This is a genomic window from Novosphingobium sp. UBA1939 (genome assembly GCF_002336885.1).
Taxonomy (GTDB): Bacteria; Pseudomonadota; Alphaproteobacteria; order Sphingomonadales; family Sphingomonadaceae; genus Novosphingobium.
Genome location: NZ_DDFB01000010.1, coordinates 26,035 through 51,349, shown reverse-complemented (window position 1 = coordinate 51,349; position 25,315 = coordinate 26,035). Strand labels below are relative to the sequence as shown.

General features: G+C 63.6%; 26 protein-coding genes and 1 pseudogene. 7 read left to right on the top strand and 20 right to left on the bottom strand.

The window, feature by feature from the left end; genetic code table 11:
• Window positions 1-17 precede the first annotated feature (17 nt).
• The gene (locus B3547_RS01590) at window positions 18-653 is read left to right on the top strand and encodes a prolyl hydroxylase family protein (RefSeq protein WP_292959720.1); all 636 of its coding nucleotides are present in this window, start codon (window positions 18-20) and stop codon (window positions 651-653) included.
• Window positions 654-665: 12 nt separating this feature from the next.
• On the opposite strand, the gene B3547_RS01585 is transcribed toward B3547_RS01590, so the two are convergent.
• The 15 genes from B3547_RS01585 to B3547_RS01515 all read right to left on the bottom strand — a co-directional run bounded on the left by B3547_RS01585 (window position 666) and on the right by B3547_RS01515 (window position 14,973).
• The gene (locus B3547_RS01585; protein ID WP_292959719.1) at window positions 666-1,106 is read right to left on the bottom strand and encodes a MarR family winged helix-turn-helix transcriptional regulator; all 441 of its coding nucleotides are present in this window, start codon (window positions 1,104-1,106) and stop codon (window positions 666-668) included.
• A 139-nt stretch (window positions 1,107-1,245) separates the two neighbouring features.
• Entirely contained in the window at window positions 1,246-1,470 is a 225-nt protein-coding gene (gene rpmE, locus B3547_RS01580; RefSeq protein ID WP_124810317.1) for a 50S ribosomal protein L31, read from the bottom strand.
• Window positions 1,471-1,598: 128 nt separating this feature from the next.
• Window positions 1,599-2,075: a 3-hydroxyacyl-ACP dehydratase FabZ gene (gene fabZ / locus B3547_RS01575; RefSeq protein ID WP_292959718.1), complete on the bottom strand. Its 477-nt coding sequence runs from the start codon at window positions 2,073-2,075 to the stop codon at window positions 1,599-1,601.
• 36 nt (window positions 2,076-2,111) lie between these two features.
• Window positions 2,112-2,804 carry an OmpH family outer membrane protein gene (locus tag B3547_RS01570; protein ID WP_190287303.1) on the bottom strand — a complete coding sequence of 231 codons (693 nt, stop codon included), beginning with the start codon at window positions 2,802-2,804 and terminating at the stop codon, window positions 2,112-2,114.
• Window positions 2,804-5,512, bottom strand: a complete 2,709-nt coding sequence (gene bamA / locus B3547_RS01565) for an outer membrane protein assembly factor BamA (RefSeq protein WP_292959731.1) — start codon at window positions 5,510-5,512, stop codon at window positions 2,804-2,806. The genes B3547_RS01570 and bamA overlap by 1 nt, the downstream gene beginning before the upstream one ends.
• A 174-nt stretch (window positions 5,513-5,686) precedes the next feature.
• On the bottom strand, window positions 5,687-6,814 hold the full coding sequence (gene rseP, locus B3547_RS01560; protein WP_125955966.1) for an RIP metalloprotease RseP: 1,128 nt from the start codon (window positions 6,812-6,814) through the stop codon (window positions 5,687-5,689).
• On the bottom strand, window positions 6,814-7,980 hold the full coding sequence (locus tag B3547_RS01555; protein ID WP_292959717.1) for a 1-deoxy-D-xylulose-5-phosphate reductoisomerase: 1,167 nt from the start codon (window positions 7,978-7,980) through the stop codon (window positions 6,814-6,816). The genes rseP and B3547_RS01555 overlap by 1 nt, the downstream gene beginning before the upstream one ends.
• Before the next feature lies 1 nt (window position 7,981).
• A complete protein-coding gene (locus B3547_RS01550) occupies window positions 7,982-8,731 on the bottom strand; it encodes a phosphatidate cytidylyltransferase (RefSeq protein WP_255530154.1) in 750 nt (249 codons plus the stop codon).
• Window positions 8,718-9,362: a polyprenyl diphosphate synthase gene (uppS, locus tag B3547_RS01545; protein WP_292959730.1), complete on the bottom strand. Its 645-nt coding sequence runs from the start codon at window positions 9,360-9,362 to the stop codon at window positions 8,718-8,720. Before uppS ends, B3547_RS01550 begins: the two co-directional genes overlap by 14 nt.
• A 68-nt stretch (window positions 9,363-9,430) precedes the next feature.
• The gene (gene frr, locus B3547_RS01540; protein WP_124810313.1) at window positions 9,431-9,988 is read right to left on the bottom strand and encodes a ribosome recycling factor; all 558 of its coding nucleotides are present in this window, start codon (window positions 9,986-9,988) and stop codon (window positions 9,431-9,433) included.
• Between the two features lie 2 nt (window positions 9,989-9,990).
• Window positions 9,991-10,713, bottom strand: a complete 723-nt coding sequence (pyrH, locus tag B3547_RS01535) for a UMP kinase (protein ID WP_194917355.1) — start codon at window positions 10,711-10,713, stop codon at window positions 9,991-9,993.
• 186 nt (window positions 10,714-10,899) lie between these two features.
• Window positions 10,900-11,826: a translation elongation factor Ts gene (tsf, locus tag B3547_RS01530; protein WP_292959716.1), complete on the bottom strand. Its 927-nt coding sequence runs from the start codon at window positions 11,824-11,826 to the stop codon at window positions 10,900-10,902.
• A gap of 129 nt (window positions 11,827-11,955) precedes the next feature.
• Window positions 11,956-12,711, bottom strand: a complete 756-nt coding sequence (gene rpsB / locus B3547_RS01525) for a 30S ribosomal protein S2 (protein WP_124810310.1) — start codon at window positions 12,709-12,711, stop codon at window positions 11,956-11,958.
• Between the two features lie 652 nt (window positions 12,712-13,363).
• The gene (locus tag B3547_RS01520) at window positions 13,364-14,179 is read right to left on the bottom strand and encodes a CDP-alcohol phosphatidyltransferase family protein (protein WP_194917357.1); all 816 of its coding nucleotides are present in this window, start codon (window positions 14,177-14,179) and stop codon (window positions 13,364-13,366) included.
• A gap of 44 nt (window positions 14,180-14,223) precedes the next feature.
• Window positions 14,224-14,973: a phosphatidylserine decarboxylase gene (locus B3547_RS01515; RefSeq protein WP_292959715.1), complete on the bottom strand. Its 750-nt coding sequence runs from the start codon at window positions 14,971-14,973 to the stop codon at window positions 14,224-14,226.
• A 312-nt stretch (window positions 14,974-15,285) separates the two neighbouring features.
• Between B3547_RS01515 and B3547_RS01510 the strand changes: the two genes are divergently transcribed.
• Together B3547_RS01510 and B3547_RS01505 are read left to right on the top strand one after the other, a co-directional pair.
• Entirely contained in the window at window positions 15,286-16,020 is a 735-nt protein-coding gene (locus tag B3547_RS01510; RefSeq protein WP_292959714.1) for a replication protein A, read from the top strand.
• 486 nt (window positions 16,021-16,506) lie between these two features.
• The gene (locus B3547_RS01505; RefSeq protein ID WP_292959713.1) at window positions 16,507-17,061 is read left to right on the top strand and encodes a hypothetical protein; all 555 of its coding nucleotides are present in this window, start codon (window positions 16,507-16,509) and stop codon (window positions 17,059-17,061) included.
• A gap of 141 nt (window positions 17,062-17,202) precedes the next feature.
• On the opposite strand, the gene B3547_RS01500 is transcribed toward B3547_RS01505, so the two are convergent.
• A complete protein-coding gene (locus B3547_RS01500) occupies window positions 17,203-17,562 on the bottom strand; it encodes an IS110 family transposase (RefSeq protein ID WP_292959712.1) in 360 nt (119 codons plus the stop codon).
• A gap of 220 nt (window positions 17,563-17,782) precedes the next feature.
• Window positions 17,783-18,022 (bottom strand): annotated as a pseudogene (locus B3547_RS01495) (transposase); the annotation flags it as partial.
• 132 nt (window positions 18,023-18,154) lie between these two features.
• On the opposite strand from B3547_RS01495, the gene B3547_RS01490 reads away from it, so the two are divergent.
• From B3547_RS01490 to B3547_RS01480, 3 genes are read left to right on the top strand one after another with little or no spacing between them, the layout of a single operon-like run.
• Window positions 18,155-19,270, top strand: coding sequence for an ATP-binding protein (locus B3547_RS01490; protein ID WP_292959711.1), 1,116 nt, complete (start codon window positions 18,155-18,157; stop codon window positions 19,268-19,270).
• Complete coding sequence (locus B3547_RS01485; RefSeq protein ID WP_292959710.1) at window positions 19,267-19,599, top strand: STAS-like domain-containing protein; 333 nt, start codon at window positions 19,267-19,269, stop codon at window positions 19,597-19,599. Before B3547_RS01490 ends, B3547_RS01485 begins: the two co-directional genes overlap by 4 nt.
• Before the next feature lie 52 nt (window positions 19,600-19,651).
• Complete coding sequence (locus tag B3547_RS01480; protein ID WP_292959709.1) at window positions 19,652-20,215, top strand: hypothetical protein; 564 nt, start codon at window positions 19,652-19,654, stop codon at window positions 20,213-20,215.
• A gap of 88 nt (window positions 20,216-20,303) precedes the next feature.
• Here B3547_RS01480 and B3547_RS01475 read toward each other — a convergent pair whose 3' ends face one another.
• The 3 genes from B3547_RS01475 to B3547_RS01465 all read right to left on the bottom strand — a co-directional run bounded on the left by B3547_RS01475 (window position 20,304) and on the right by B3547_RS01465 (window position 24,188).
• Window positions 20,304-21,125 (bottom strand): DNA adenine methylase, encoded by an 822-nt coding sequence (locus B3547_RS01475; RefSeq protein WP_292959708.1) that lies wholly within the window; start codon window positions 21,123-21,125, stop codon window positions 20,304-20,306.
• Window positions 21,126-21,291: 166 nt separating this feature from the next.
• On the bottom strand, window positions 21,292-22,308 hold the full coding sequence (locus tag B3547_RS01470) for a phage portal protein (protein ID WP_292959707.1): 1,017 nt from the start codon (window positions 22,306-22,308) through the stop codon (window positions 21,292-21,294).
• Window positions 22,308-24,188 carry a terminase large subunit domain-containing protein gene (locus B3547_RS01465; RefSeq protein ID WP_292959729.1) on the bottom strand — a complete coding sequence of 627 codons (1,881 nt, stop codon included), beginning with the start codon at window positions 24,186-24,188 and terminating at the stop codon, window positions 22,308-22,310. The genes B3547_RS01470 and B3547_RS01465 overlap by 1 nt, the downstream gene beginning before the upstream one ends.
• A gap of 178 nt (window positions 24,189-24,366) precedes the next feature.
• On the opposite strand from B3547_RS01465, the gene B3547_RS01460 reads away from it, so the two are divergent.
• Entirely contained in the window at window positions 24,367-25,251 is an 885-nt protein-coding gene (locus tag B3547_RS01460) for a GPO family capsid scaffolding protein (RefSeq protein ID WP_292959706.1), read from the top strand.
• The last annotated feature ends 64 nt before the right edge of the window (window positions 25,252-25,315 follow it).

The window sequence follows — 25,315 nt, the reverse complement described above, 5'->3', positions numbered from 1 at the left end:
CCGGCTAGCACACGATCATGGACGCACCCGTCAACGAAGCCTCGCTCGATCGGCTGCTCGCAACGCCGGGCCTCGTTCGCGTTCCCACTCCGCGCGCCGACATGGTGATCCTGCGCGATTTCCTGACCGCTGCGGAATGCGGGGCGCTAATCGCCCGGATCGAGGCCGACCGCCGGCCCTCGACCATCGCCGACCCCAACGGCGATTACTATTTCCGCACCAGCGAGACCTGCGACCTGCCGATGGCCGCTCCCGACGTGTTGGCGCTCGACGAACGTTTTTCCGCGCTGTGTGGCATCGACCGGCCGTTCGGTGAACCGATCCAGGGCCAGCGCTATGCCCCGGGACAGGAATTCAAGGCACACACCGACTATTTCGACGAACACGGCGCCGATTTCGACCGCTATTGCGCCGTTTCCGGGCAGCGCACCTGGACCTTCATGGTCTATCTCAACGCGGTGGAAGCCGGTGGCGCCACGCGGTTCAAGGTTCTCGACAAGCTGATCCATCCCGAACCGGGCAAGCTGGTGGGCTGGAACAACCGCCGGCGCGACGGCAGCGTCAACCCGGCGACGATCCATCACGCCATGAAAGTGCGCAAGGGGCTGAAATACGTGGTGACGAAATGGTATCGCGAACGCCCCTGGCAATAAGCTGGCCCTAGCTCAGCCCTCGGGTTCGGTACCAATGCCGCGAATCGTCGGCAGGCATCGCAACAGCGTTTCCACTTCGCCCGCGGCAAGCTGGGTGACGAAGCGCGCTTCATGCGCCGCAATGCGCTGATTGGCTTCGTCCGCCATTTTGCGCCCCTGATCGGTCAGGGTGAGCGCGTGCGAGCGGCCGTCGGCCCGGGTGCGCGCAACAAAGCCCCGGTCCATCAGGCGCGCGATGATCGGCACCATGTTGGCGCGCTTGATGGCCAGCGCATGCCCCACCTCGGTCTGCGAGCAATCGGGGTTTTCGCCGATCACCAATAGCGTGGTCACTTCCGCAGGCCGCAGGTCAAGGTCCGCCAACTCGCGCGCGAGGTCGGCCATCATCACCGCGGAAGCGCGGCGCAACTGATAACCCAGGCGGCTTTCCAGCGCGTTGGTCAGGGTGGTCATGGCGATACTCTAGAACGGCTATCGCAGATAGCAATGCCACGCACCGATACGGACGGATCGCTGCGAAACGCTTTAACGAAAGGGCGAAAACGAAAAGGGCGGCCGAAGCCGCCCTGCCCGTCTGGCTTTTCGCGCGCGATCAACGCTTGAGCGAAAGACCGCCGAACCGCTTGTTGAACTGCGCAACGCGGCCGCCCTGATCCATCTGACGCGTGCCGCCGGTCCAGGCCGGGTGCGAGGTGGGATCGATGTCGAGCGCCAGCGTGTCGCCTTCCTTGCCCCAGGTGGAGCGGGTTTCGAACACGGTGCCGTCGGTCATCTGCACCTTGATCATGTGGTAGTCGGGGTGGATATTGGCCTTCATCGGTCTTGCTCCGCTTGGCGACCGGTTCCGACCGGTCTTCGGGAAACTGGAAAGCGGCGCCCCTAATGGATACCGCGCGATTTGTCGAGTCCCTGGTCGGACGCCCCCGGCGTCCGTCGGGAGCCTGCTCAGCTGTCCGCGATCATTGCGGTGAAGCTGACCTCGCAGGTCACCTTGCCATCGACCATGGCCTTGCCCGCGAACTTGCAGACGCGCGCGCGCTTCTGCGTGAATTCAACGTGCAGGTGCAACAGGCAGCCAGGCTCCACCGGATTGCGGAACTTGGCGCCCTCGATCGCCATGAAATAGACGAGCTTGCCGGTGCCGGCGAGCCCAAGCGTTTCCACCGCGAGCACGCCGGCGGCCTGCGCCAGCGCCTCGATCTGGAGAACGCCGGGCATGATCGGCCGGCCGGGGAAGTGCCCCTGGAAGAACTGCTCGTTCATCGAGACAGCCTTGACCGCGTGGATCGATTCATCGGGCACAAGGCCCAGAACGCGATCGACCAGCAACAGGGGATAGCGGTGCGGAAGCGCCGCCATCACCTTGGTCACGTCATAGTCGAACGGTGCGGCGGCCGCGCCGTCCGTCTGATCTTCCGCCATGGTGCCCCCGTTTGACGATGTTCGACGCGGACGGCCTCAGCGGCCGACCGGCGCCTTCTTGTTGTCCGGCTGCGCGGCAGCGGCCTGCGCCGCCTGCTGCTGCGCCTGCTGTTCACGCTGCGCGCGCGGCAGCCAGCCGGCCGGCGGCACGAGCTGCGCCGAGGGGATCAGCGCGTTGAGTTCGGTCAGGATGTCCTGGTTCAGGTTGTACGCCTGGTCCGCCTTGATCACCGACTGCGAATCGAGAACCAGCGAGATCTTGCGCTTGGTCATCGCGCTCTGCGTGGCATCGTCCAGCTTGTCGCCGATCTGCTCCAGAACGTACTGTTCCGAAAGCTGCAGCGGCTCCAGGATCTGCTGGATTTCGCGCTGGCCGGCCTGCTCGATCTGCTGGATCTGCGCGTACTGCTGGCGCAGCGCGGCCTGATCGGGCTTGGGCGCCTTCGAATCCGCTTCCAGCTTGGCGTACAGCGGCTGAAGCTGCGCGGTGATCTGGTTCTTGCGGGTATTGGCCTGGTCGATCTGCGCCTTGTAGGTCACCGGGCGCTGCTGCTGCGCGGTCTGGTAGGCCGAGGACGAAGCGACGATCGCCGGGGGGTTGGCCACCGCGACGCCGGCGGCGACAACGCCACCGGTAGCGGCCGGAGCGGCTGGCGCGGCGGCCATGGCCTGCGGAGCAACCGAAACGAGAAGGCCCGCGACAAGGGCCGATGCAATGCGCGTGATCATCAGAACTGGGTTCCTACGTTGAAAGTGAATGCCTTGGGGTCGTCGCCTTCGACCTTGCTGAGGACTTTGGCGAAATCGATGCGGAAGGGACCGAACGGCGAGTTCCAGTTGACGCCGATACCAACCGAGATGCGCGGTTTGGGACTATCACCCACGAAGACCTCGTCGTACTTCTGCGCAACTTGGTTAACCGCCCCGCTGGAATCCTTGCTGGAAGTCGTCAGCTTCTGGGTCAGGTTATCGAGATACAGCAACGTTCCTGCCCCCGTTGTCTGTGGATGCGCCACACCAAACACGGCGCCCGCGTCAACGAAGATCGAAGGCCGCAGCCCCATCTCGCGCGCGCCCGAGCCCAGCGGAATCTCGACCTCGGCGTGGGCAAGGTAGTAATACTTGCCGCCCAGCGCGTCATCGACCCACTGGTTGCGATCAGTCGAAACCGTGCCACCCGCGCCGGTCTGCTGATCATACCCGGAATACTGCTTGCGCAGCACGCGGGGGCCAACGCCGCGAATGTCGAAGCCGCGGATCTGGGGTTCGCCCAGGAAGAAGCGGTCGGTCAGGCGCACGTCGTCGATCGACGGATCGTTGGAGCGGCTGCCCAGCGCCTTGATCGCGCCGCCTTCACCGCGCAACGAGAAGATGAAGCCGTGGCCCAGCGGTACATACTTCGAGGCGTTGGCCGTGAGGCGGGCATACTTGACCGAACCGCCAAGCCCGGCGATGTCGCCACCCAGCACCAGCGAGGAGCCGCGCGTCGGCCGCAGGCGGTTGTCGCGCGTGTCATAGACTAGCGACACACCGAGGATCGAGCTGGTGCGCTTGCCGATGGCGTCGCACAGATACCGACCGGCCAGCAACGGGCTGCACTGGCCGTTGAGGTAGTAGGTATCCTTGTCGAGCGTCACGTTGTCGAAGTTGAGCGTGTAGCGCCCGATCAGCGAGGTATATTCGGTCAACGCCACGCCGATGCGGGCCTGGAAGCCGGTGGTGGCCTGCCGGTAGGTCGTGTTGCGGTTGCTGTTGAAGTAGTTGAAGCTGTTGTAGTCGCGCCGATAGACGTCCATGCCGAACGACACGTTCCGGTCGAACAGGTAAGGCTCGGTAAAGCTCACCTGCACCGCGCGCGAATAGCGCGAATAGTCGACGCTGAGGCCAACGGTCTGGCCACGGCCACGGAAGTTGTTCTGCTGGATCGAGGCCTGGAAGATGAAGCTTTCAAGGCTGGAGAAGCCGGCGGAAAGCTGGAGCTGGCCGGTCGGCTTTTCCTCGACGTTGGCTTCCAGCACGATGCGGTCGGCCGCGCTGCCGGGCTTCTGCTCGACCTCGAACTTTTCCTGGAAATAGCCCAGCGACTTGATGCGGTTGGTGGAGCGCTTGATCTGCAGGCTGTTGAAGGCGTCGCCCTCGCCCAGGCGGAACTCGCGGCGGACCACCTTGTCCTGCGTCAGCGTATTGCCGTTGACGTCCACGCGCTCGACATAGACGCGCGGTGCTTCCGCCATGCGGAAGGTCACGCTCATCGTCAGGTCGTCCTTGTCGCGCTGGAAGTCGGGACGGACGTCGGCGAAGGCATAACCGAAGCTGCCGGCGGTTTCGGTGAGGCTGTCGACCGTGTCTTCAACGGCCTTGGCGTTGTACCACTGGCCCTTCTTGATGCTCAGCCGCTCGGCCAGCTTGTCGCCATCGAAGTCGCGCAGCTGGCTGTCCACCTTGACGTCGCCGAACTTGTAGCGCTTCCCCTCTTCCACCACGTAGGTGATGATGAAATCGCGCTTGTCGGGCGTCAGTTCGGCCACCGCCGAAACCACGCGGAAATCGGCATAGCCGTTGGTCAGGTAATACTGGCGCAGCTTCTGCTGGTCGAAGGCGAGGCGATCCGGATCGTAGCTGGTGCCCGAGCTGAACAGGCGGAAGAAGCGCGACTGCTTGGTCACCATCTGGCCGCGCAGTTCCCCGTCGGAGAACTTCTCGTTGCCGATGATGTTGATCTGGCGGACCTTGGACTTCGGCCCCTCGCTGATCTCGAACACGATATCGACGCGGTTCTGTTCGAGCATGACCATCTTCGGTTCGACCGAAGCGGCGAAGCGGCCCTGCCGCTTGTACAGCTCGATGATGCGGGCCACGTCCGCGCGCACCTTGGAACGGGTGAAGATCTGGCGCGCCGAAAGCTTGATTTCGGGCAGGATCTTGTCTTCCTTGAGGCGCTTGTTGCCCTCCAGGATGATACGGTTGACGACCGGGTTCTCCTTGACCTGGATCACCACGTCGCCGTTGTTGTTGCGCAGTTGCACGTCCGAGAACAGCTCGGTCGCGAACAGGTCCTTCAGCACCTGGTCGGCGGCGGCCTGGGTATAGCGATCACCTTCGCGCAGGCGGATGTAGGAGCGGATGGTATCCGGCTCCAGCCGTTGCGCGCCATCGATCGTGATCGTCTTGACCGTGACTTCCGCAACCACCGGTGGCGCGGCGGGCGCCGGCGCAGGGCTGGCGGGAACCGGAACCGCGCTGGCCGGCGCGGTTTGCCGGGCATGTTTGCCGAACAGGGCCGAAGGCTTGCGCGCAGGCTTCTGATCCGCCTGGCTCTGCTGCGCCGCCGCCATTTCGGGCACGCCGGCCATGCAGGTGGTGACCATCAGGGCAATAGCCACCGACGACGCCCGTGGCGAGGCAGGAACGGTCCGGCCCGAGTTACGTCCAATCATCACCAAGCGCCATCCCGTGTGTTCTTGCGGCAAACCCTTTTCAAGGACCGGCCGCACCAGCAATCGCCGCCATCTGCCCGAAGCAGCCCCGCCAATCAAGCAAGCAGGCTGTCCAAGCGTTCGATCGCCCCGCAAATTGTGGAAAATCCGGCCCCCGCGACCGGATTGTATCCCCTACCCCCCGAACACTTTCAGCGACGCAACGTCATTGATCGTAACAAAGAGCATCAAACCGACAACAAACGCCAACCCGGTCCGGAACGCCCATTCCTGGCCGCGCCGGCTGACCGGCTTCCTGCGCACCGCCTCGGCGGCGTAGAAAGCGAGATGACCTCCGTCCAGCACCGGAATTGGCAGCAGGTTAATGAACCCCAAGTTAATCGAGATCAGCGCGACGAACCATGCGTAGTTGCGCCAGCCCGATACCAGCTGCTCGCCGGAATACTTGGCGATCTTGATCGGCCCACCAAGCTCCTTCACCTCGCGCCGGCCGGTCACGATCTGGCCGATGCCGGTCACCATCATCCCGATGATGTCGCGCGTCTGCCCCACCGCGTCGGCCACGGCATCCACCGGCCCGGCGCGCACCACGTCGAAACGGGCCGGGCCGATGCCCAAATAGCCGATACGCTGTTCGTTTCCGAAAGCATCGGACATCACCTTGGCTTCGGGCGTGACCTGCATGGGCAATTGCTTGCCATCGCGCTCGATTACCAGATCCAGCGGCTCGGCGGGGTGCTGCGACACTTCCATGCGGATTTGCAGGAAATCGTCGATGCGCGCACCTTGCAGCGACACCACGCGGTCGCCCGCGCGCAGCCCGGCCTTGTCGGCCACCGAGGTCGGCTGGACCACGCCCACCACCGGCGAGGCAACAACACGCCCATCGATCATGTTGAACGCCGCCAGGATCAGCACCGCGAAAACCAGATTGGTCACCGGCCCGGCCAGCACGATCAGCGCGCGTTGCCACAGCGGCTTGGCCTGGAACGTCCGCTCGCGTTCGGCGGCGGGCAGCGAAAGCCAGGCGGGATCGGGCTGGCTCGCCGGGTTCATGTCGCCCGCGAACTGCACGTAACCGCCCAGCGGCAGCATGGACAGCTTCCAGCGCGTGCCGCGCTTGTCGGTCCACCCCGCCAGTTCCTTGCCGAACCCGATCGAAAAGCTTTCCGCCTTCACGCCGAACAGGCGGCCGACGAGATAGTGCCCCAGTTCGTGGATGAACACGAGCGGCCCGAGCACGAGCACGAAGGCGAGCAGGGTCACCAGGATCCCCGGATCGTGCAGCGGTGGTGTGGGCATCAGTGCGCAAGCTCCATCGTTTCACGCGTTCTGGCCCGCGCGGCGCGGTCCACCAGAATAACATCATCCAGCGAGCCCGGGGCGGAAAAGTCGTTCATCGAATCGAGCACGCGCGCCGCATTCTCCGCAATATCGGTGAACGCGATCTGACCGGCCAGGAACGCGGCCACGGCGATCTCGTTGGCGGCATTGAGCACGGCCGGCGCGGAACCGCCCGCCGTCACCGCCTCGCGCGCCAGGCGGGTGGCGGGAAAGCGCGTTTCATCGGGCGCGCGGAACGTCAATTCACCGATCGCGGCAAGATCGAGCGGCGCGCAGGGCGTGTCCATTCGCGCGGGCCAGGCGAGCGCGGAGGCGATCGGCACGCGCATGTCCGAAGGGCCAAGCTGCGCCAGCGTGGACCCATCGCGGTATTCGACCATGGAATGCACGATCGACTGCGGGTGAACGATGATGCGCAGCCGCTCCACACCCACGGGGAACAGGTGGAACGCCTCGATGAATTCCAGCCCCTTGTTCATCATCGTGGCCGAATCGACGCTGATCTTGGCGCCCATCGACCAGTTGGGGTGCTTCACCGCTTCGGCCGGAGTGGCCAGGGCCAGGCGTTCGGCGGGCCAATCGCGGAACGGGCCACCGCTGGCCGTCAGCGTGATCCAGCGGACGTTGGCGGCATCGTTGCCCTGCAGGCACTGGAAGATCGCGTTGTGTTCGGAATCGACCGGCAGCAGCGTGGCCCCGGTCCGGGCGACCGCCGCGGTCATCACCTCACCAGCGGAAACCAGTGCTTCCTTGTTGGCCAGCGCGATCACCTTGCCCTGTTCGATCGCCGCCATGGTGGGGGCAAGACCCGCGCACCCAACGATCGCGGCCACGGTGATATCCGCGCCGCGCGCGGCTGCCTCGACCAGCGCCGTCGGGCCGCCCGCGGCTTCCACGCCCGATCCGGCCAGATGTTCGCGCAGCTCGGGCAGCCGCGCCTCGTCGGCCACGACCGCCACTTCCGCGCGGAATTCGCGCGCCAGCGCCGCCAGTTCCGCCGCCTGCGCGTTGGCCGTCAGCGCCACCACGCGGAAGGCATCGGGATTGCGGCGGACGAGATCAAGGGTGGAGGCGCCGATCGAACCCGTCGCGCCCAGAACCGAAATCGTGCGTTGTCCGGTCATCTCAGGCTCCTCCGCCAAGTCCCATGGCCCAGGCCGTGCCCGCGACAATCGCCACCGGCAACAGGCCGTCCACGCGGTCGAACACGCCGCCGTGGCCGGGGATCAGGCGCGAACTGTCTTTCACGCCGGCCCGGCGCTTGAGCCAGCTTTCATAGAAATCGCCGGCCTGCGCCACCACCGCCAGCCCGGCGCCGGCCAGCGCCGCCATGCCGACGTTGGTGATCGCCAGCGCCTGCTTCAGGCTTGGCCCGGTCGGCCCCAGCGCCGACAGCATGTACCCGCCCGAAAGCGTGACCAGCGCCAGCCAGATGCCCGCCGCGGCCATGCCGCCGGCAAGGCCGGCCCAGGTCTTGGAGGGGCTGATTTTCGGCGCAATCTTGGGTCCACCCAGCGCGCGCCCGGTGAAATAGGCTCCGGTATCGGTGCAGATCACCAACCCGATCACCGCGATCAAAAGCGGCGTGGGCATGACGATCAGCGCGAGCGCTGCCCAGCCGATGTAGAACGCGCCGGTAATCGCCGCCGCTCCCAGACGCGCCGGGTCCGTCGCGATCCGGCTCGCTAGCATCACGTACTCGCCATAGGCGGCGAAGGCGACCAGCGCGATGAAGCAATCGAGCACCACCCCATCGCGCCATATGGCGAAGCCCGCGATGGCGAGCATGACCACGGCCGAGGCGACGCGCACCGGCAGGTCGCTCCGCCGGGCCGGCGTGGCAGCGCCTTCGGCGGACGGATCAGCGACCGCCAAAGCGCCGCTCGCGAGTCGAGAACTGCTCCAGCGCCTGCCGCAGATGCTCGGGCGTGAAATCGGGCCACAGCACGTCGGTGAACCACATTTCGGCGTAGGCGGCCTGCCACAGCAGAAAATTGGAAAGCCGCACCTCACCCGACGTACGGATCAGCAGATCGAGCGGGGGCAGATCGGCGGTATAGAGCTCGGCCTCGATCGCCTCCGGGGTGATCGCGCCCTTGGCAGCAGCCCGCGCCGCCGCGCGGGCGATCTCCTGCTGCGATCCATAGTTCAGCGCGATGGCCAGCGTGGTGCCGGTGTTCGCCGCCGTGCGCGCCATAGCATCTTCGACCAGCTCCACGATATCGGGGGCAAGCCCATGATAATCGCCGATAATCCGGAGCCGCGCGTTGTTGTCGATCAATTCCTGCAGATCGCTGCGGATGAAGGCCTTGAGCAGCCCCATGAGGTCGGCGATCTCGTCCGCCGGGCGCTTCCAGTTCTCGGACGAGAAGGCATAGAGCGTCAGCGCTTCAAGCCCCATGTCGCGCGCGGCGCGCGCCACTTCGCGCACCGCATCGACCCCGCGCTTGTGCCCGACGACGCGCGGCAGCAGGCGCTTCTTCGCCCAGCGCCCGTTGCCATCCATGATGATGGCGACGTGCCGCGCGACGCAACCGGTATCTCCCGACCCGTTTTTCGGGGCGACCGCCGCGCTCACTTGCCCAGGATTTCCTTTTCCTTCTGGGCGGCGGCTTCATCGGCCGCCTTGATGTAATCGTCGGTCAGCTTCTGGACGTCGGTTTCGGCGCGCTTGCGCTCGTCTTCCGAGATTTCCTTCTTGTTCTCGTCGGCCTTGAGCGCTTCCATGCCATCGCGACGGACGTTGCGGATCGCGATCCGCGCCTTTTCGGCATACTGGCTGGCCAGCTTGGCCAGTTCCTTGCGGCGCTCCTCGGTCAGATCGGGGATCGGCAGGCGCAGGTTGTTGCCGTCATTGATCGGATTGAGGCCGAGCCCCGCCGAACGGATCGCTTTTTCGACCGGCCCGATGTTCGACTTGTCCCAGACCTGCACCGACAGCAGGCGCGGTTCGGGCGCGGAAACGGTGGCGATCTGGTTTAGCGGCGTGTGCGCGCCATAGACTTCTACCGTGATCGGATCGAGCAGCGCGGTGTTGGCCCGGCCGGTGCGCAGGCCCGAAAGATCGCTCTTGAACGATTCAACCGCGCCCTTCATCCGGCGTTCGAGATCGGCCTTGTCATACTTGGCCATGGTCAGGCTTCCTTCTGCACGATGGTCTGCGTTCCCTCACCCGCCAGCACGCGGGCAAGATTGCCCTGCTCACGGATCGAGAACACGACGATGGGAATGTGGTTATCGCGGCAAAGCGCCACCGCGCTGGCGTCCATCACCTGCAGGTTGGTTGCCAGGACGGTGTCGTAATCCACGGTTTCATAACGCTTTGCCGAAGGATTCTTCTTCGGATCGGCATTGTACACGCCGTCGACGCTGGTGCCCTTGAGCAGTGCGTCGCACTGCATTTCGGCCGCGCGCAACGCCGCGCCGCTGTCGGTGGTGAAATAGGGCGCGCCCACCCCCGCGGCGAAGATCACCACCCGGCCCTTTTCCAGGTGGCGTTCGGCGCGACGGCGGATCACCGGCTCGCACACCGCGTCCATCTGTATGGCGGACTGTACGCGCGTGTGGACGCCGAGCTTTTCGAGCGAGGACTGCATCGCCAGCGCGTTCATCACCGTGGCCAGCATGCCCATGTAATCGGCCTGCGCCCGGTCCATGCCCTTGGCGGCCCCCGCCATGCCGCGAAAGATGTTGCCCCCGCCGATCACGAGGCACAGTTCGACGCCGGTATCCTTTACCGCCTTCACCTCGGCGGCCAGGCGATCGACGAAATCGGTATCGATGCCAAACTGCTGGTTCCCCATCAGCACCTCGCCCGAAAGCTTGAGCAGGATGCGCTTGAACTTGGGGAGGCTCATGGGAACGGGGTACTCGCAAACGGGGGTAAACGCGGCCCTTATACGCGGATGGACCGCGCTGCCAAGGGTGGCGTGGCCAGCCATGGTGGCGGCCGCATACAGCGATCCCCGCGCCGGCGGGGAGAACGAGCCGGAGCAATACCGGCAACGCCTCCCCCGCCCGCGCGGGGACGTGCTGTTCAGAACTTACTTGATGCCGGCAGCGGCGGCGACTTCGGCGGCGAAATCGCTTTCTTCCTTCTCGATGCCTTCACCAAGCTGGAAGCGGACATAGTCCACCAGCGCGATCTTGGCGCCGGCGGCCTTGCCCGCCTGCTCCACCACCTGCGCGATCGGAGTCTTGTTGTCCATCACGAACAGCTGCGAAAGCAGCGCGTTTTCCTTGGCGTACTTCGAGACCGCGCCGTCGACCATCTTGGCCTGCACTTCGGCGGGCTTGCCGCTTTCAGCCGCCTTTTCGGCCGCGATCTTGCGTTCGCGGGCGATCAGTTCGGCGTCGAGATCGTCGGCGGTCAGCGCCAGCGGGAACGCGGCGGCGATGTGCATCGCGATCTGCTTGCCCAGCGGCTCCAGCACATCGGCGCCGGCTTCGGATTCGAGCGCGACGAGCACGCCGATCTTGCCAAGGTTCGGCGCGGCGGCGTTGTGCATGTAGGGCACGACCACGCCGTTCGTCACGGCGACGTGCTTGATGCGGCGCAGCTGCTGGTTCTCACCGATGGTGGCGACGTTGTTGGTCAGCTTGTCGGCAACCGTGCCGCCATCGGGATAGGCGGCGGCCTTCAGCGCCTCGACATCGGCCGCGGCGGTGTTCAGCGCCACTTCGGTGGCCTTGCGCACGAAGTCCTGGAACTGTTCGTTCTTGGCGACGAAATCGGTTTCCGAGTTAACTTCGACGGCCACGCCCTTGGTGCCGGCAACGGCCACGCCCACGAGACCTTCGGCGGCGGTGCGGCTGGACTTCTTGGCGGCGGCAGCCAGGCCCTTGGCGCGCAGCGCGTCGACCGCGGCTTCGAAATCGCCGCCGGATTCGTCCAGCGCCTTCTTGCAGTCCATCATGCCGGCGCCAGTGCGCTCGCGCAGGTTCTTCACGTCAGCGGCGGTATAAGCCATCGCGTTGATCCTTCTGTTCTTGAAACGGGTGAGGCCGCAGCAATCCGCTGCGGCCCGTAAGTCTTGTCCGGGTCAATTCGGTGACGGCCCGGACGGGCCGCCCCGATCATCGACCGGCGCCGCCGGGGCTCAGGCCTCGACAGCTTCCTCGGCCAGCGGCTCGGCCAGCGCGCCGAAATCCGCACCCGAAGCAATGGCGGCATCACGGCCACCCTTGGTGGCGGCGGCGGCCACCGCTTCGCAGTAGAGGCGGATCGCGCGGCTGGCGTCGTCGTTCGCCGGGATCGGGAAGGCGATGCCTTCGGGCGAGACATTCGAATCGAGAATGGCAACGACCGGAATGCCCAGCACGTTGGCTTCCTTGATCGCCAGTTCTTCCTTGTTGGCGTCGATCACGAACATCACGTCCGGAATGCCGCCCATGTCGCGGATGCCGCCCAGCGACAGTTCGAACTTGTCGCGTTCGCGGGTCAGCTGAAGGACTTCCTTCTTGGTCAGACCGGCGGTGTCGCCCGCAAGCTGCTCTTCCAGCGCCTTGAAACGCTTGATCGACTGGCTGATCGTCTTCCAGTTGGTGAGCATGCCGCCCAGCCAGCGGTGGTTGACGAAGTGCTGGCCCGAAGCACGCGCGGCCTGCGCGATCTGCTCCTGCGCCTGGCGCTTGGTGCCGACGAACAGCACCTTGCCGCCGGCCTGCACGGTGGCCGAGATGAAATCGAGCGCGCGTGCGAACAGCGGCACGGTCTGCGACAGGTCAAGGATGTGGATGCCGTTGCGGGCGCCGAAGATGTACGGCTTCATCCGCGGATTCCAGCGGTGGGTCTGGTGGCCGAAGTGCGCACCGGCCTCGATAAGTTGCTGCATCGTGACGACAGGAGCCGCCATAGGTATTTCCTTTCCGGTTCAAGCCTCCGGGAAACTGGAACCAGGCGGAGATCCCGCCACGGCACCGGTATGTGCGTTTCCCGTGTGGATTACCGTCTCTCATGCAAGGGGCACCTGCCCCTGCACCGTCCGGCGCTGGCGCCCTTAGAGCAAGTGCGCAAAGAAATCCACCTCGAATTTGCTGGCGTGCGGCCGGCCGGTTCCGACGGCGAGGACAGCGTCACGCCGACCATCTCGACTTCCGTCTGTCGCACGCAAAAAACGCCGCGCGGCATTTTCCGCTTGACGATACGGAACAAAAAGAGAACATAAGGGGTATTACGGCATCCGGTAAGGAACCGTTAACCATATTCCGAGTTATCCACATGATGTCCACAGGCTGTCAAGGCGAACCTTGGCCGGGGACACAGGGTCGAAAGGCTGGTTGTCATGCTTGGTGTTCTTGTCTCGCTGTTTTTTGCCGGTGCCGGCCTTCTGGCCATCGGTGCGATTGGGGCGACCGTAACCGCGCAAGCCGGTGCGGTGCGCGGCCTGTTGCGCCAATCGCGTGCCGGCGTGGCACACCGGGAATACTGCGTCAGCATCGTGTCGGACATGCCGGCAGTCGCGCCTGCGGTGGGATGCGGTCCGCGCCGCGCCGCAGTCCGCTCGATCAGGCGGACGGCGGAACGGCGGATCGCCCCTGCCCGCCGCGCAGCCGCCTGACGCGCGCATAGCGAACCACGCCCACCGGCACGAGCGCGAGATAGATCCCGCAGATACCCACCAGCGTCAACCACGGTTCCGTCAGCAGCGCGGCAATCACCAGCCCGAACAGCGCGATCACTTCCAGGCGGATTGCGCGGCGCGGGCGCAACGCGGTCCAACCCAGAGTGGCCATGTTGGATATCATCAGGAACGCGATCAGCGCCGCCCATACTCCGACGAACATCGGGTAGCGGAATTCCTCGCGCCCGCTGGCAATCCACAGGTACAGCGGCAGCATGGCCAGCCCCGCACCTACGGGCGCCGGCACACCCGTCAGGAAACCGGCTGATTTATGCGGTTGGTCCGCCATGTCGATCCGGGCGTTGAAGCGGGCCAGCCGCAACGCGCAGCACACCGCCAGCGCCAGTGCGGCGAACCAGCCGAAGCGCGGTTCGGTCTGCAACGACCACAGATAGAGGATCAGGGCAGGCGCGACGCCGAACGAAATCGCGTCCGACAGGCTGTCCAGTTCGGCGCCGAAGCGCGACTGCGCCTTCATCATCCGCGCCACGCGCCCATCGATGCCATCGAGAATGCCGGCGATGATCACCGCCATCACCGCGCGTTCGAAATCGCCGTTGATGGCAAAGCGGATGCCGGTCAGCCCCGAACAGAGCGCGGCGGAGGTGATCGCGTTGGGCACCAGCGCGCGCAGGGTCAATCCGCGCGGAAGGCGGGTGCGGCCGAAGTCCTCGCCGTCCGGCAGAGCTTCGCCATTCACGTCAAACGTCTCTTCGGGCTCCGCCGACGGCGCAGGCCCGGAGGTCACTGGCTGACGCCCTCGATCATCGGCGCCTGCCCGATCTCGGCCAGCACGGTTTCGCCTGCGATCACCCGCTGCCCCATCAGCACCCTGGGTTCGGTGCCTTCGGGCAGATAGACATCGACGCGGCTGCCGAAGCGAATCAGACCCACGCGCTGGCCGGCGGCGACAATGTCCCCGCCCTTCACGAACGGCACGATGCGCCGGGCGATCAGCCCCGCGATCTGTGTGAACCCGATCTGCACCCCGTCGCTGCGCTCGACCAGGAAATGCTGACGCTCGTTCTCCTCGCTGGCCTTGTCGAGATCGGCGTTGAGGAACTTGCCGGGGATATAGACCACACGGCGGATCGTGCCGCCAATCGGCGACCGGTTGATGTGGACGTCGAACACGCTCATGAAAATAGACACGCGGGTCACCGGCGTTTCCGCCATGCCCTTCGCACCCGATCCGTCATCGGCGGTCAATTCGCGCGGCGGCGGCACCTTCTGGATCAGCGTGATCAAGCCATCGGCGGGCGACACCACGAATCGGTCATCGCGCGGCGTAACGCGCAGCGGATCGCGAAAGAAGGCGAGGATGCCGACGGTGAGGAACGCCAGCGGCCAGGCCAGCGTTTCCCACGCCATGACCGCGCTGCCTAGGCTCAGCGCAGCGGAAACAAGCGCGAACTTGCGTCCTTCGGGGTGAATGGCTGGCCAGCTCCAGCCGGCGCTGCCGCGACCGCGGTTGTCAAGAATATCTCCGGGCATGGGGCTCATCTACGGGTTGGCGCGCAAGGCGGCAAGGGCAGGTTCCGGACCGGCGTCGCAACGGGGGCCTGCCTCGTGGAAAAAGCCCGACCTATCGCCAACCGAACGGACAATCGAAAGACCGGTCGCGCGGACCGGCCATCGGCCTTCACGGCCAATGCGGCGAGAAGAAGCAGCGGTGGTGGACAGGGCTAGTCTAGGGCTTCCCCCGTGCTTCAATATCTTAGCGCTGGCAACCCCCGGTCTCGATACCACGCAATTCTGCGGGTTTTTTGACGCGTTGGCGAACCATTTTCAGCGTGGTCAAACGGCATGACCGTGCGGTCGATTGGCGAGATCATCGCGCAGGCAAAGCCCAAGAAAGTGTATCGGTCCGGACAACCGGTCTGGCGGAACACTTACAACCAAGGGCAGCTCGAACATCGGCTCTGGCGGCCGATCGCGGACGGCACCAAGCGTGGTGCCAGACGCAGGATCGGCGCAATCCTGAAAAGCGCCAAGGAGCTCGAGCGCCGCACGCGCGTCGAGCGGCAACGCTCGCATCCCGGCACTCGAAATGGCGTGCTGGGGCAAATCGGGCTGGACGTCCTTGAGGTCCTTTACACAAGGTTTGTCGACTTCAAGACCGGCACACTCGAGCCGGCTATCGCTACGATTGCCGAAGCCGTCGGTCACTCCTACTCGGCCGTCCACGCTGCCTTGCGCCGGCTGCGTACCGCTGGCTTCCTACATTGGATCCGACGGTGCCGCCCCACCGACAGGAAGAGCGAAGCTGGGCCGCAGGTAGAACAGATTACCAACGCCTATGCCCTGCTCCTTCCCAAGTCGATTGAGGGGCTGGTCAAGCATCTCCTCGGCAAAGCCCCCATCCCTGACGATGCCCGTTGGCGGAAAGAGCAACAGGCAGAGGAATGGCGGACGATGGTTGCCGGCCTGAGCGCTCAGGAGCTGGTCAGGGACACCTGGACTGGCGATCAGCTCGCGGGCGAAACTCTCGCAAGAATCGCAAGGCTCATTGACCAGGAGCGCGAATCGTCGACGTGCTGAGAAACCGGGAGGGGATATATCCCCTATGGAAAGGAGTGGCTTCGCCACGCGCAATTTGATCGTGTCGCACCATCGGAACCGTCTTATCCGCCATCAGCGGAGCATGGAAGGCGCCCGTGTACAGAGCGGCTGTGCCGCTCTGGGGCTCGGCAGGGGCCGAGGGGCAAGGTTCGTGCCGGGATGGATCGTTTTGCCCATCGATATTTCCGATCAGCGCCGATGCGTGACCTGCGTAAGAATGCGTCATTCCTCACACTGCACTGTGACCACGCAAAACGGCCGTTTTTGGCGCTACGACACCGCGTTGCTTCCTACCCCGACTGCGTAATTTCGACCCAAAAAGCGTGGAGGCGGGGCGTGGGGGCAAGCGCGGCGCGTGGGGCAGAGGTTAGCCCCCGTGCGTAACCAGCCCAAGCCAGCCAGGCTCGCCTCACGCACCTACGAATTTGATATCCTCTTGGTCGGATTGTCGGCTATTTCGGCGGCATGCCCGGCGCCACCCTACCTGAAGAGCTGACCACCTTCGTCGGAGTGATGGCATATGCCTGCGTCGCCGTTCTGGCGGTTCGAGTGGATTTGCGCCTGCGTTCCAGGATTGAGGGCAGGCACCGCTGGCACTGGCTGGCCATTGCGGTTGCATTCGCACTCCTGGCGTGCTGGCGCTTTATGGGCGAGGAACATCACCTGCACGATGTCGCCAGGAGTACGAGCCTAGCCCTTGGTGACTACAGAAGCAGGCGTCTCATCCAGGTTCCTGTGGTGCTTGCCTTGTTGACCGCAACCGTGCTGGCCTTCCGATGGCTCATCAAAAGACTGGCAAACTCGCCACAGCCCGTTCGGCTATCGGGATTTTCCACGGCCGCCCTGTTGGCCTACACCACGATCCGCGCGGTCTCTCTCCATGCGATAGACCGAGTTCTGTACGCCGGCTTTGGCCCGTTCCATCTGAATCATATCGTAGACCTCGGATTGACCGCTCTCGTCGGCTGGTCCGCCCTCCGCGCGATCGGGCCAAACTCCACCCCGAGTTCAATCGTCTAGCGATCCAGTCCACGCGTCGTGTCAATGAACCTATCGATCCCGCCTTGCACATTTGTTCTCTATATGTTCATTTTTGGGAATGAAACACCGAGTCGACACCACCGCCATCGCAGAGGCTAGTTATTTCCCCGGAATCCGGGCCTAACTGTGCAGGCGCTGGAGCCAGGTTGCGTCATTCACGTCGGTTTTGCGACCCGGTACGTTCTTCGCGTATCGCGCATTGACGAGAATGACGTGGAAGCCGTGGCTCTCCAGCACTTCATAGGCCGGAATCCAGTAAACGCCGGTGGATTCCATCGCCACGCTGGTGACGCCGCAGGCTTTGAACCAGCGGGCCATATCGTGAAGGTCGCGGGTAAATGTTCCGAACGCGCGGACCGGGCGATCATCGACATCGGGATTGACCGCCGCCATGTGCATGGTCGAACCGATATCAATGGCTGCCGCGCCAGGCGAAACCAGGGGCAGTGCGTCAACGCTGCCCGATTTTGATCTGTTCATTCCAGTCCTCCATCACAACAGGAGGGCATGGGCGATGCAAACCGTCATTTTCCTAACCGGGGTCGCCGCGGACAGCGCCACCACTCTCAAGTACGCAAATGCCCACGGGCCACGTTTTTTAACGGGGTAGTCACGCCACCAATAAGCTAACGGCCGCGACCCTCCGCCTGCAATCATACCACGACTCGTTTCTACCGCGCACAGGCGGGCCAAACCCGCGACCGTTTTTTAGGATGTCGCGCTCCTCGGTCACCCGGGCCAGCTCGCGCTTCAGTTGGCGGATCTCGGCATCCTTGCTGGCATCGCCGGACACCTGCCTCGCCAGCTGCCGCTTCCACGAATACAGCGAGTGCTGGCTGACACCGAGCCGTTGCGAAACCTCGGCTACCGGATACCCTCGCTCGGTGAGCTGGGCCACCGCGTCACGCTTGAACTCATCACTGAAATTGGGCTTCCCCATCGTCGCCTCCTGTCCTCAAAATTAGGATCGAAGGCGTCCAGAAATCTAGGGGCTACTCAGTATGACCTCTCGCCCCTCTGGACAGACTTGTGGGTTGCAGGCAAGAAGCTCACGAGTATTGGGGGTACTTTCTTGAAGAAACTTAGTGAGGATGCGCGCCAACGTTTGATCCGCGTTTCCCAAAAGAGATTGGTTCGAGAGAGGACTCGTATAATCCGCCGCAAGGCCAAGCGCCTAAATCGGCACTTGGCGCTTTCAGATCGCAAAAATTTTGCAATCCTACACGATATCCCTTTTGATCGGAATGTCGCACGCGCGCAAATAGTCCTACCTGAAGTCTTTTCTTTTCGAGAAAATCATTTAGAAACAACTGCGGCTCTACAGGCTATGCGGCAGTTCGCTCTTGTGGAACGGCGGCCAATACTTTTACATTTTTCAAAAATATCGCGAATTGATCCGTCCGCCGCCCTAGTATTGGTTGCCGAGATTTTCCGCATCCGCAATCTGCGCACGCATCGAGCAGTGGCTGGAACGTACCCCAAGCACCGAATAATCTACGATTTACTTAGCGACATGGGCTTTTTCGAGTTGCTCGACATTCAGGAAGTGTTCGGAAGACCAAAGCCCGATACCACCGGCGAACGATCCGTTTTCCTCCGCTTCCATAGCGGAAACAAGGTCGACTCCCAGACCGTTGATCGATTCGTTGGCATTGTCGAAAAACATATTCTGCCCATGAACGCCGTGGCGCGCGGGAAGCTTGTGGCAGCGATCATTGAGGCGATGAACAACACGTTGGACCATGCTCACCCCGAAACCGTAGATGGGCAAACCATGCCCCATCGTTGGTGGATGAGCAGCGAAATCAGCCTCACCAGGAACGAGGTTACCATTCTCTTTTTTGACCAGGGGGTTGGGATTCCTCATACGCTGTCACCTGATCGATATGACAGGATTCGCGCCCTTGTTACACGTCTCTCGCCATTTCCAACCGATGGCGAGATGATCATGGCTGCGACGGAGCTATACCGCACGAGTACAGGGCAAAGCGGGCGGGGTAGGGGCTTTCGGAACATGAAGCAGTTTGTCGATACGTGCAGCGATGGTGAATTGCAGGTACTTTCAAACCGGGGCCGCTACGTCTATATGCCGGGAACCGACACGTACGGCGATGAGTCTCTCTCTATCGGCGGCACTGTCATTGAATGGCGGTTCCGACACAGCGGATCGGTGGATATGGAAGAATGAATACCGTGGTTTTTTCCATAGCTAAGGACTTTAGCCCGCACCCCGGCCCCCGCTACGCTAAACAAGGCGCGAATAGCGGGGAATCGCTGCGCCAGCATTTGATGAAGATTCTCAGAGATCACCCAACTAAGCTGTTGATTGATCTTGATGGTACAAAGGGAATCGGTTCCTCGTTTCTGGACGAGGCATTTGGTGGCTTGGTGCGCTCGGAGCATATGTCCAAGAATGATCTCCTCAACTGCTTCGAGTTCCGATCGACCCTCGACCCCTCTTACATCGTGGAAATCATCGACTCCATTAACAGAGCAGAGCCAGCCGCCACCCACTAAATCGAGCCGCGTAGGTGCGCTGCCTGAACAGGCAAATGGTTGCGTAATCACTATGACTAAATCGGGCGAAGTAAACGCTTCCCTACCCGTAACCATCCGAATTGCGGTCCAAGATACCCGGCCAAAACAAAAATCCCTGACCAGTGAATGGACACCCGCCATCCCCAGCGTGACCGCTGCAATGGTGAGCATTTGGGCAGTTCATAAGCTTACCAAAGGCCGCGAGCGTGAGAAGGCGGTCTACGAGCTCTACAAAACCGTTGCTGAGCACGCTGCTGCTGCGAAGGCGGCAGCTATAATAGCATGGAGTACCAGGAGAGGCACGGAACGAAAACGTGCTATCGCTGAAACCAAATGGCGCATCCAACAGGTGGGAGCGACATTGAATCGATTAGGTCTCCTGTCCCTCAGGCGCCGCTGGCGGCTCAAGCTTGCATTGTACGGGCTTGAAAGAATTAACATGGACAGCGCCATGGTAACTTTCCGCCGCGCACTTACACAAGACCCACTTGAGGATCCTGATCGGCCGGCGACATCCGCTATGAAAGAGGAGGTCGAGAGGGCTACAGGCGAATTGCTGACTGCTCTCGACAGTGAATTTGCGCGCTGGATGTAACCCGGAACGTGGCTTCCAGTTTCTCTGTTTGATCCATAGAATTTTCACATAGAGGCAAGCCGGCGCCCCCCTCGCCGGCCCGGCACCATCACTGCGAAATAATCACCTCCCGCACCATCTTGCTGCGGTCCATCCCGCCCACCTGATAGCGCACGTCCTCCACGTCGAAGGTGAAGCCCGCGAAGATCCGCCGCACTTCGGGATGGTCGTTCAGCGAAAGCAGAAACCGCCCGCTCAATCCGCGCAGCACTTCGGCCATGGCCTCGAACTGGCCCCGGTCGAATAGATCCCGGCCATAGTCGCCCTCGCACCCGAAATACGGCGGATCGAGGTAGAACAGCGTCCCCTCACGGTCATACCGGGCAAGGAAATCCGCCCAGGGCAAACGCTCGATCACCACGCCGGCAAGCCGCTCGTGCACGGCTTCGATCATCGGCCCCAGCTTGGTCATGTCGAACCGCCCCGGCGCGGGCGGATTGACGCCGAAATGACGCCCGGCAACCTTCCCCCCGAACGCCAGGCGCTGCAGATACAGGAACCGCGCCGATCGCTGCAAATCGGTCAACGATGCCGGGTCCAGCGCCGCCAGCTTGTCGAAGCCCGCCCGGCTCGTGATCTGGAAGCGGATCATGTCGAGGAAGGGCACATAGTGGTGCTGGATCACGCGGAAGAACGTGGAAACGTCTTCCGACCAGTCGTTGATCACTTCGCTTGGCGGGCGCCGATCGCGGCGGAAGAACACGCCGCCCATGCCGACAAAGGCTTCGGCATAGGTCCGGTGCGGGATCGCGTTGATCCGCGCCACCAGGCGCTTCGCAAGGTTCCGTTTGCCGCCGATGTACGGGGCAAGCGGGCGCACGGAGCCGACGGGATCGAGCTGCGCGGCATCGGCAAGGGTATTACATTGCATGGGGACTGGACTCCGCTCATTTGTTCACTAATTGCTCCCGCCGCCACGTGGTGGGCGGGATGACCGATTCGACGTCGGTCGGTTCATGGCGGGTCCAGTCCGCCGGCTTGGGCTGTTCCAGCAGCCCTGCCCCCGCCTCACGGGCGGGAATGCCGGTTGCAGAAGGTCAGGCTGCCGCCTGCGCCACCTGCACGAAATCGGGTTCCTTGGTCACGATCGCCGGCTTGCGCAGCCAGTCGTTCACTTCCAGCATGCGCATCAGGATCGGCACGATCTCCATCTGGTAGAAGGTTCGCGCCGCGTCGTTCACATTGCCAAATCCCGCCGCATTCTTGGGCACGATGCCCAACAGTTGCGGCGGCACACGGTGCGCGGCCAGCATGTCGTCCCGCGTCACTTCCTTGATGCCTAGGAATTCGTCCTTGGCCCCCAGCTCGGCGATGGGGATCACCTGCACGCCCTTTTCCTTCCCCTTGGGAATATGGAGGTACAGGTTGCGGAAGTTGCCCGGCCCCTTGGACTCTTTCAGCGCTTCACGGATCTTGTCGCTGTCCGCGTTGTTCAGCCCTTCCTCACCGATATAGAGGATGAAGCCCGCATGGCTGCCGTTGAGGTAGTATTTGCGGCGGAACAGCGTGGCGCTCTCGTTCAGCAGGCCGGATTGCAGGGCGGAGAGATACTCCGGCATCCCGTAGATCTCCTGCATCGGGTCCGGCTCCATCAGGTGGAACACCGCGCCCGGCTGATATTCCAGCGCATCGGCCATGAAGCGGCCCGGCTGCACATAGAAGAACTGATCAGGCTTCAGCCCCACGCGCGTCCATGGTGCCGGGGAAGGCTTCAGCAGCGCCGTCCCCCCGGCCAGATTCGGCACCGACTGGAGATAGGCATTGCCGAACACCAGCCAGTCGAGCGCGAACCGGGCGAAATCGGTCTTGGACAGCCACCGCGTCGGCTCGAAGCTCGCCACCAGCAGGTTGCGCTTGAGCAGGATGGCGGACTGGTGGTGCGGCGCCATGCGATAGGCGCGGCCAAGCCCCGCCTGCGACACCGGCGGTTCATACCATCGGCCATTGTGCGCCACTTCGAAGAAGTCGAACACCTCACGTCTGTCCAGCACCGGCACCGGCTCGCCAAAGGTGAAGGCATCGGCCTGCACCGGCACGGTATCTGGCTCGCTCATCAGAAGATCTCCACGGTAGAACCACCGCCGACAGGCTCGCTGCTGTCCAGCGGTTCGAAATAGAGCGCATGCATGATCGCCCACGCCAGATCGGCATGCCCCACGCCGCCGGCCCGGCTCGCGACATAGGAAACGCCGTGCTTGGTGATTTCCGGGCGGATCGCCATGAAGGCCTGCATCACGTCCATCCACCCGGCGTCGAATTCCAGGCGGCCATTGGCGATCACGTTCTTGGCCTTCAGCACCATGGCCGATTTCACCGGCACGGAATAATGGATGGCTTCGGCGGTCGGGAACCACTTGCTCACCAGCTGGTGCACCGCCTTGCCCGCGCCCGTGGTGTCGATGGCGATGCGGGTCACGGTATATTTGCTGGCCATGGCCTTCACCGCCTCGGCCTGCCCTTCGAAGTCCTTGCCCTTCAGCCGAAGCTTTTCCAGCACGCGGAACTTGCCGCCCGGCTTGGTCGGCGCCGCAACCGCCACCAGCGCGGCATCGTCGCCCGTGCCGTTCTCGCTGGCGTTGGGATCGTACCCCAGCCACACCTCGCCTTCGTAGGGCCGCAGGGCATAGGGCTGGAAATCCCGCCATACGTCCCAGCTATCCACCATGCACCGACGCATGATCTGGAACGGGAACATGCTCTGGCTGTCATCCAGGAAAACGCAGCCGAACAGGTTCTCGAATTCGTCGACGGCATATTGCAGCACAAGCTGCGCGCGGTCGATCAGGTCATATCCGCCCGCGATGGCGTCATCGAGCGAAACGATCTGGCGGTAAATGCCGTCCGGGCCGATCGCGCCGCCGCGCAAGGCTTCGTGCCCGATCTCGATCCGCACCTTGTCCGCCCTGGCGCGCCTCCGGTTGTACCGGTCGCCGCACCACATCGGATAGGCTTCGTGGGCCAGCGTGCTGGGCGTGGAAAACAGCGTGATCGTGTACTGCTTCTGCGTCGCCATCGCGCTGGCGACCTTGAACAGCTCCTCGAAGCCATAGATCCAGAAGCACTCGTCGATGATGACGTCGCCGTGATATCCCTGCGCCGTGCGATAGTTCGTGCCCAGAAAATAGAGCTCGACCGGCTCCTGCGCTTCGGTGGCGCTTTCGTCGCCGCTGCCACGCTGGATCACGATCGGATCGCCCTTCAGCGCAATCCCACAAACTTTCTGCACCCACTGCACGATGTAGTTACGGAAGATGTTGGCCTGCGCCCGGCTCGCCGAAATGAAGATCTGGTTCTTGCCGGTCTCCAGCGCCACCAGCAGCCGTTCACGCGCGAAATACCAGGTCGCCCCGATCTGCCGGCTTTTCAGCAGCATCCGCGTGCGCAGGTGCGTCGTGGAAAGCCAGGTCTCCTGATGCCCGTAAAGGTTCGCTTCGAAGTCCGCGCGCAGCGCCGCAACCATCTCGGGCGTGATGCGGTTGCGCGCCTTTTCCTTCCGTGCGTTGGTTGCCTTCGCGCCATTGGCGCGATCGGGGTTCAGGTCGGCCTCGTTGCCGCCATCCTGATACTTGCGCCGCCGGTCGAACCGCTCGAACTGCCGGCCCAGCAGGTCGATTTCCTTGAAGTCGCTGCCGGTCTTGCCGTCCTTGGCCACCAGCATCAGGTACCGCTCGAGCGTGCCCTCCTCGGCCCGCTGCATCGCGCTGGCCTCATCCCATCGCCCGCGCGTTTTCCAGCTCGCCACCGTCGAATAGGGTAGATCCAGCTCCTCCGCGATCTGGCTGATCGCCCAGCCCCGCCAGTACAGCGAACGCGCCTCGATCCGCCGCGCCACGATCGCCGGAATCGATGGCACGCCATCGGCACCGCCGGCAGGTACATCCCCGTCGGCAGCGTCCGTCGTGTTGTCGTTTCCGAAGTCGGGCGGCAGCTCCATACCCGGCACGCTATGAGCCTCGGCGCCCGCGCCTAACCCTTCCCCGTTGTCGCATCTGCGGGCACAACGCGCCCGCGTTGCGAAGCGCCGCGCCAACCTGTCCTCTGCCACTCGTCAGCCGGTCGCCCGTCCCCGCCAGGGCAGGTCAGCAAAACGATCAGAGGACGGAGTATCCCCGATGGCGCAACAGCCGCGTTTTTTCCGAGTAGCAGTCGAAGGCGACACCACCGATGGCCGCAAGATCACGCGGCAGGACATCATGGACTGCGCGGAAACCTTCAACCCCCAGCTCTATGGCGTGCGCGTCAATCTCGAACATTTCCGGGGCCTGATCCCCGGCGGCCCGTTCGATATGCTGGGCGATGTCACGGCCGTGAAGGCCGAGGAGGTCGATCTGCCCGTGGGGAACGCCACACAGCGCGTGATGGCGCTGTTCGCGGCGATCAATCCGCTCGAATCGCTGCGCGCACTCAACCAGAAGAAGCAGAAGGTCTTCAGCAGCATCGAGATCGGCCAGAACTGCCGGGGGACCGGCAAGGCCTATCTTGTGGGCATGGCGGTCACGGATTCGCCCGCGTCGTTCGGTACGCAGACGCTGGAATTCGCCGCCCAGCACCCGGATCTCTTCGCCTCGCGCAAGCAGGACAAGGCGAACCTGTTCTGCCAGGCATACGAGATTCCGGCGGAGGTCTTTGCCGAAACGCAGACGGATGCCGATCCCACCGGTGTTTTCGCATCGATCAAGGGCTTCTTCGATCGCTTCACGGCACCCCCGCAGCCGGAACCGGTCCCTCCCGCTCCCGCCGCCGCGCCTGCCTCCGCCCCGTCCGCATCCCCTGCCGCGCTTGCGGCTGATCCGGCCGGCTTTGCCGCCTTCGGCGCGATGATGGCCCAGATGGCCACCAGCGTCGATGCCATGGCTCGGGCCAGCAACGACCGGTTCGGCAGGATCGAAGCCACCATCGCCGGCATGGCCGAAACCCTCGATCGCAGCCCCGCCGGCAATTTCGTCCAGCGTCCGCCCGCCACCGGCGGCGGCAACGTCGAACGGACCGATTGCTGATCGCCCCGCTCCCGCCCGCCCCATTCCCGCCCGAGCTGCCCCCCTCCCAATCCTGAGGACCATT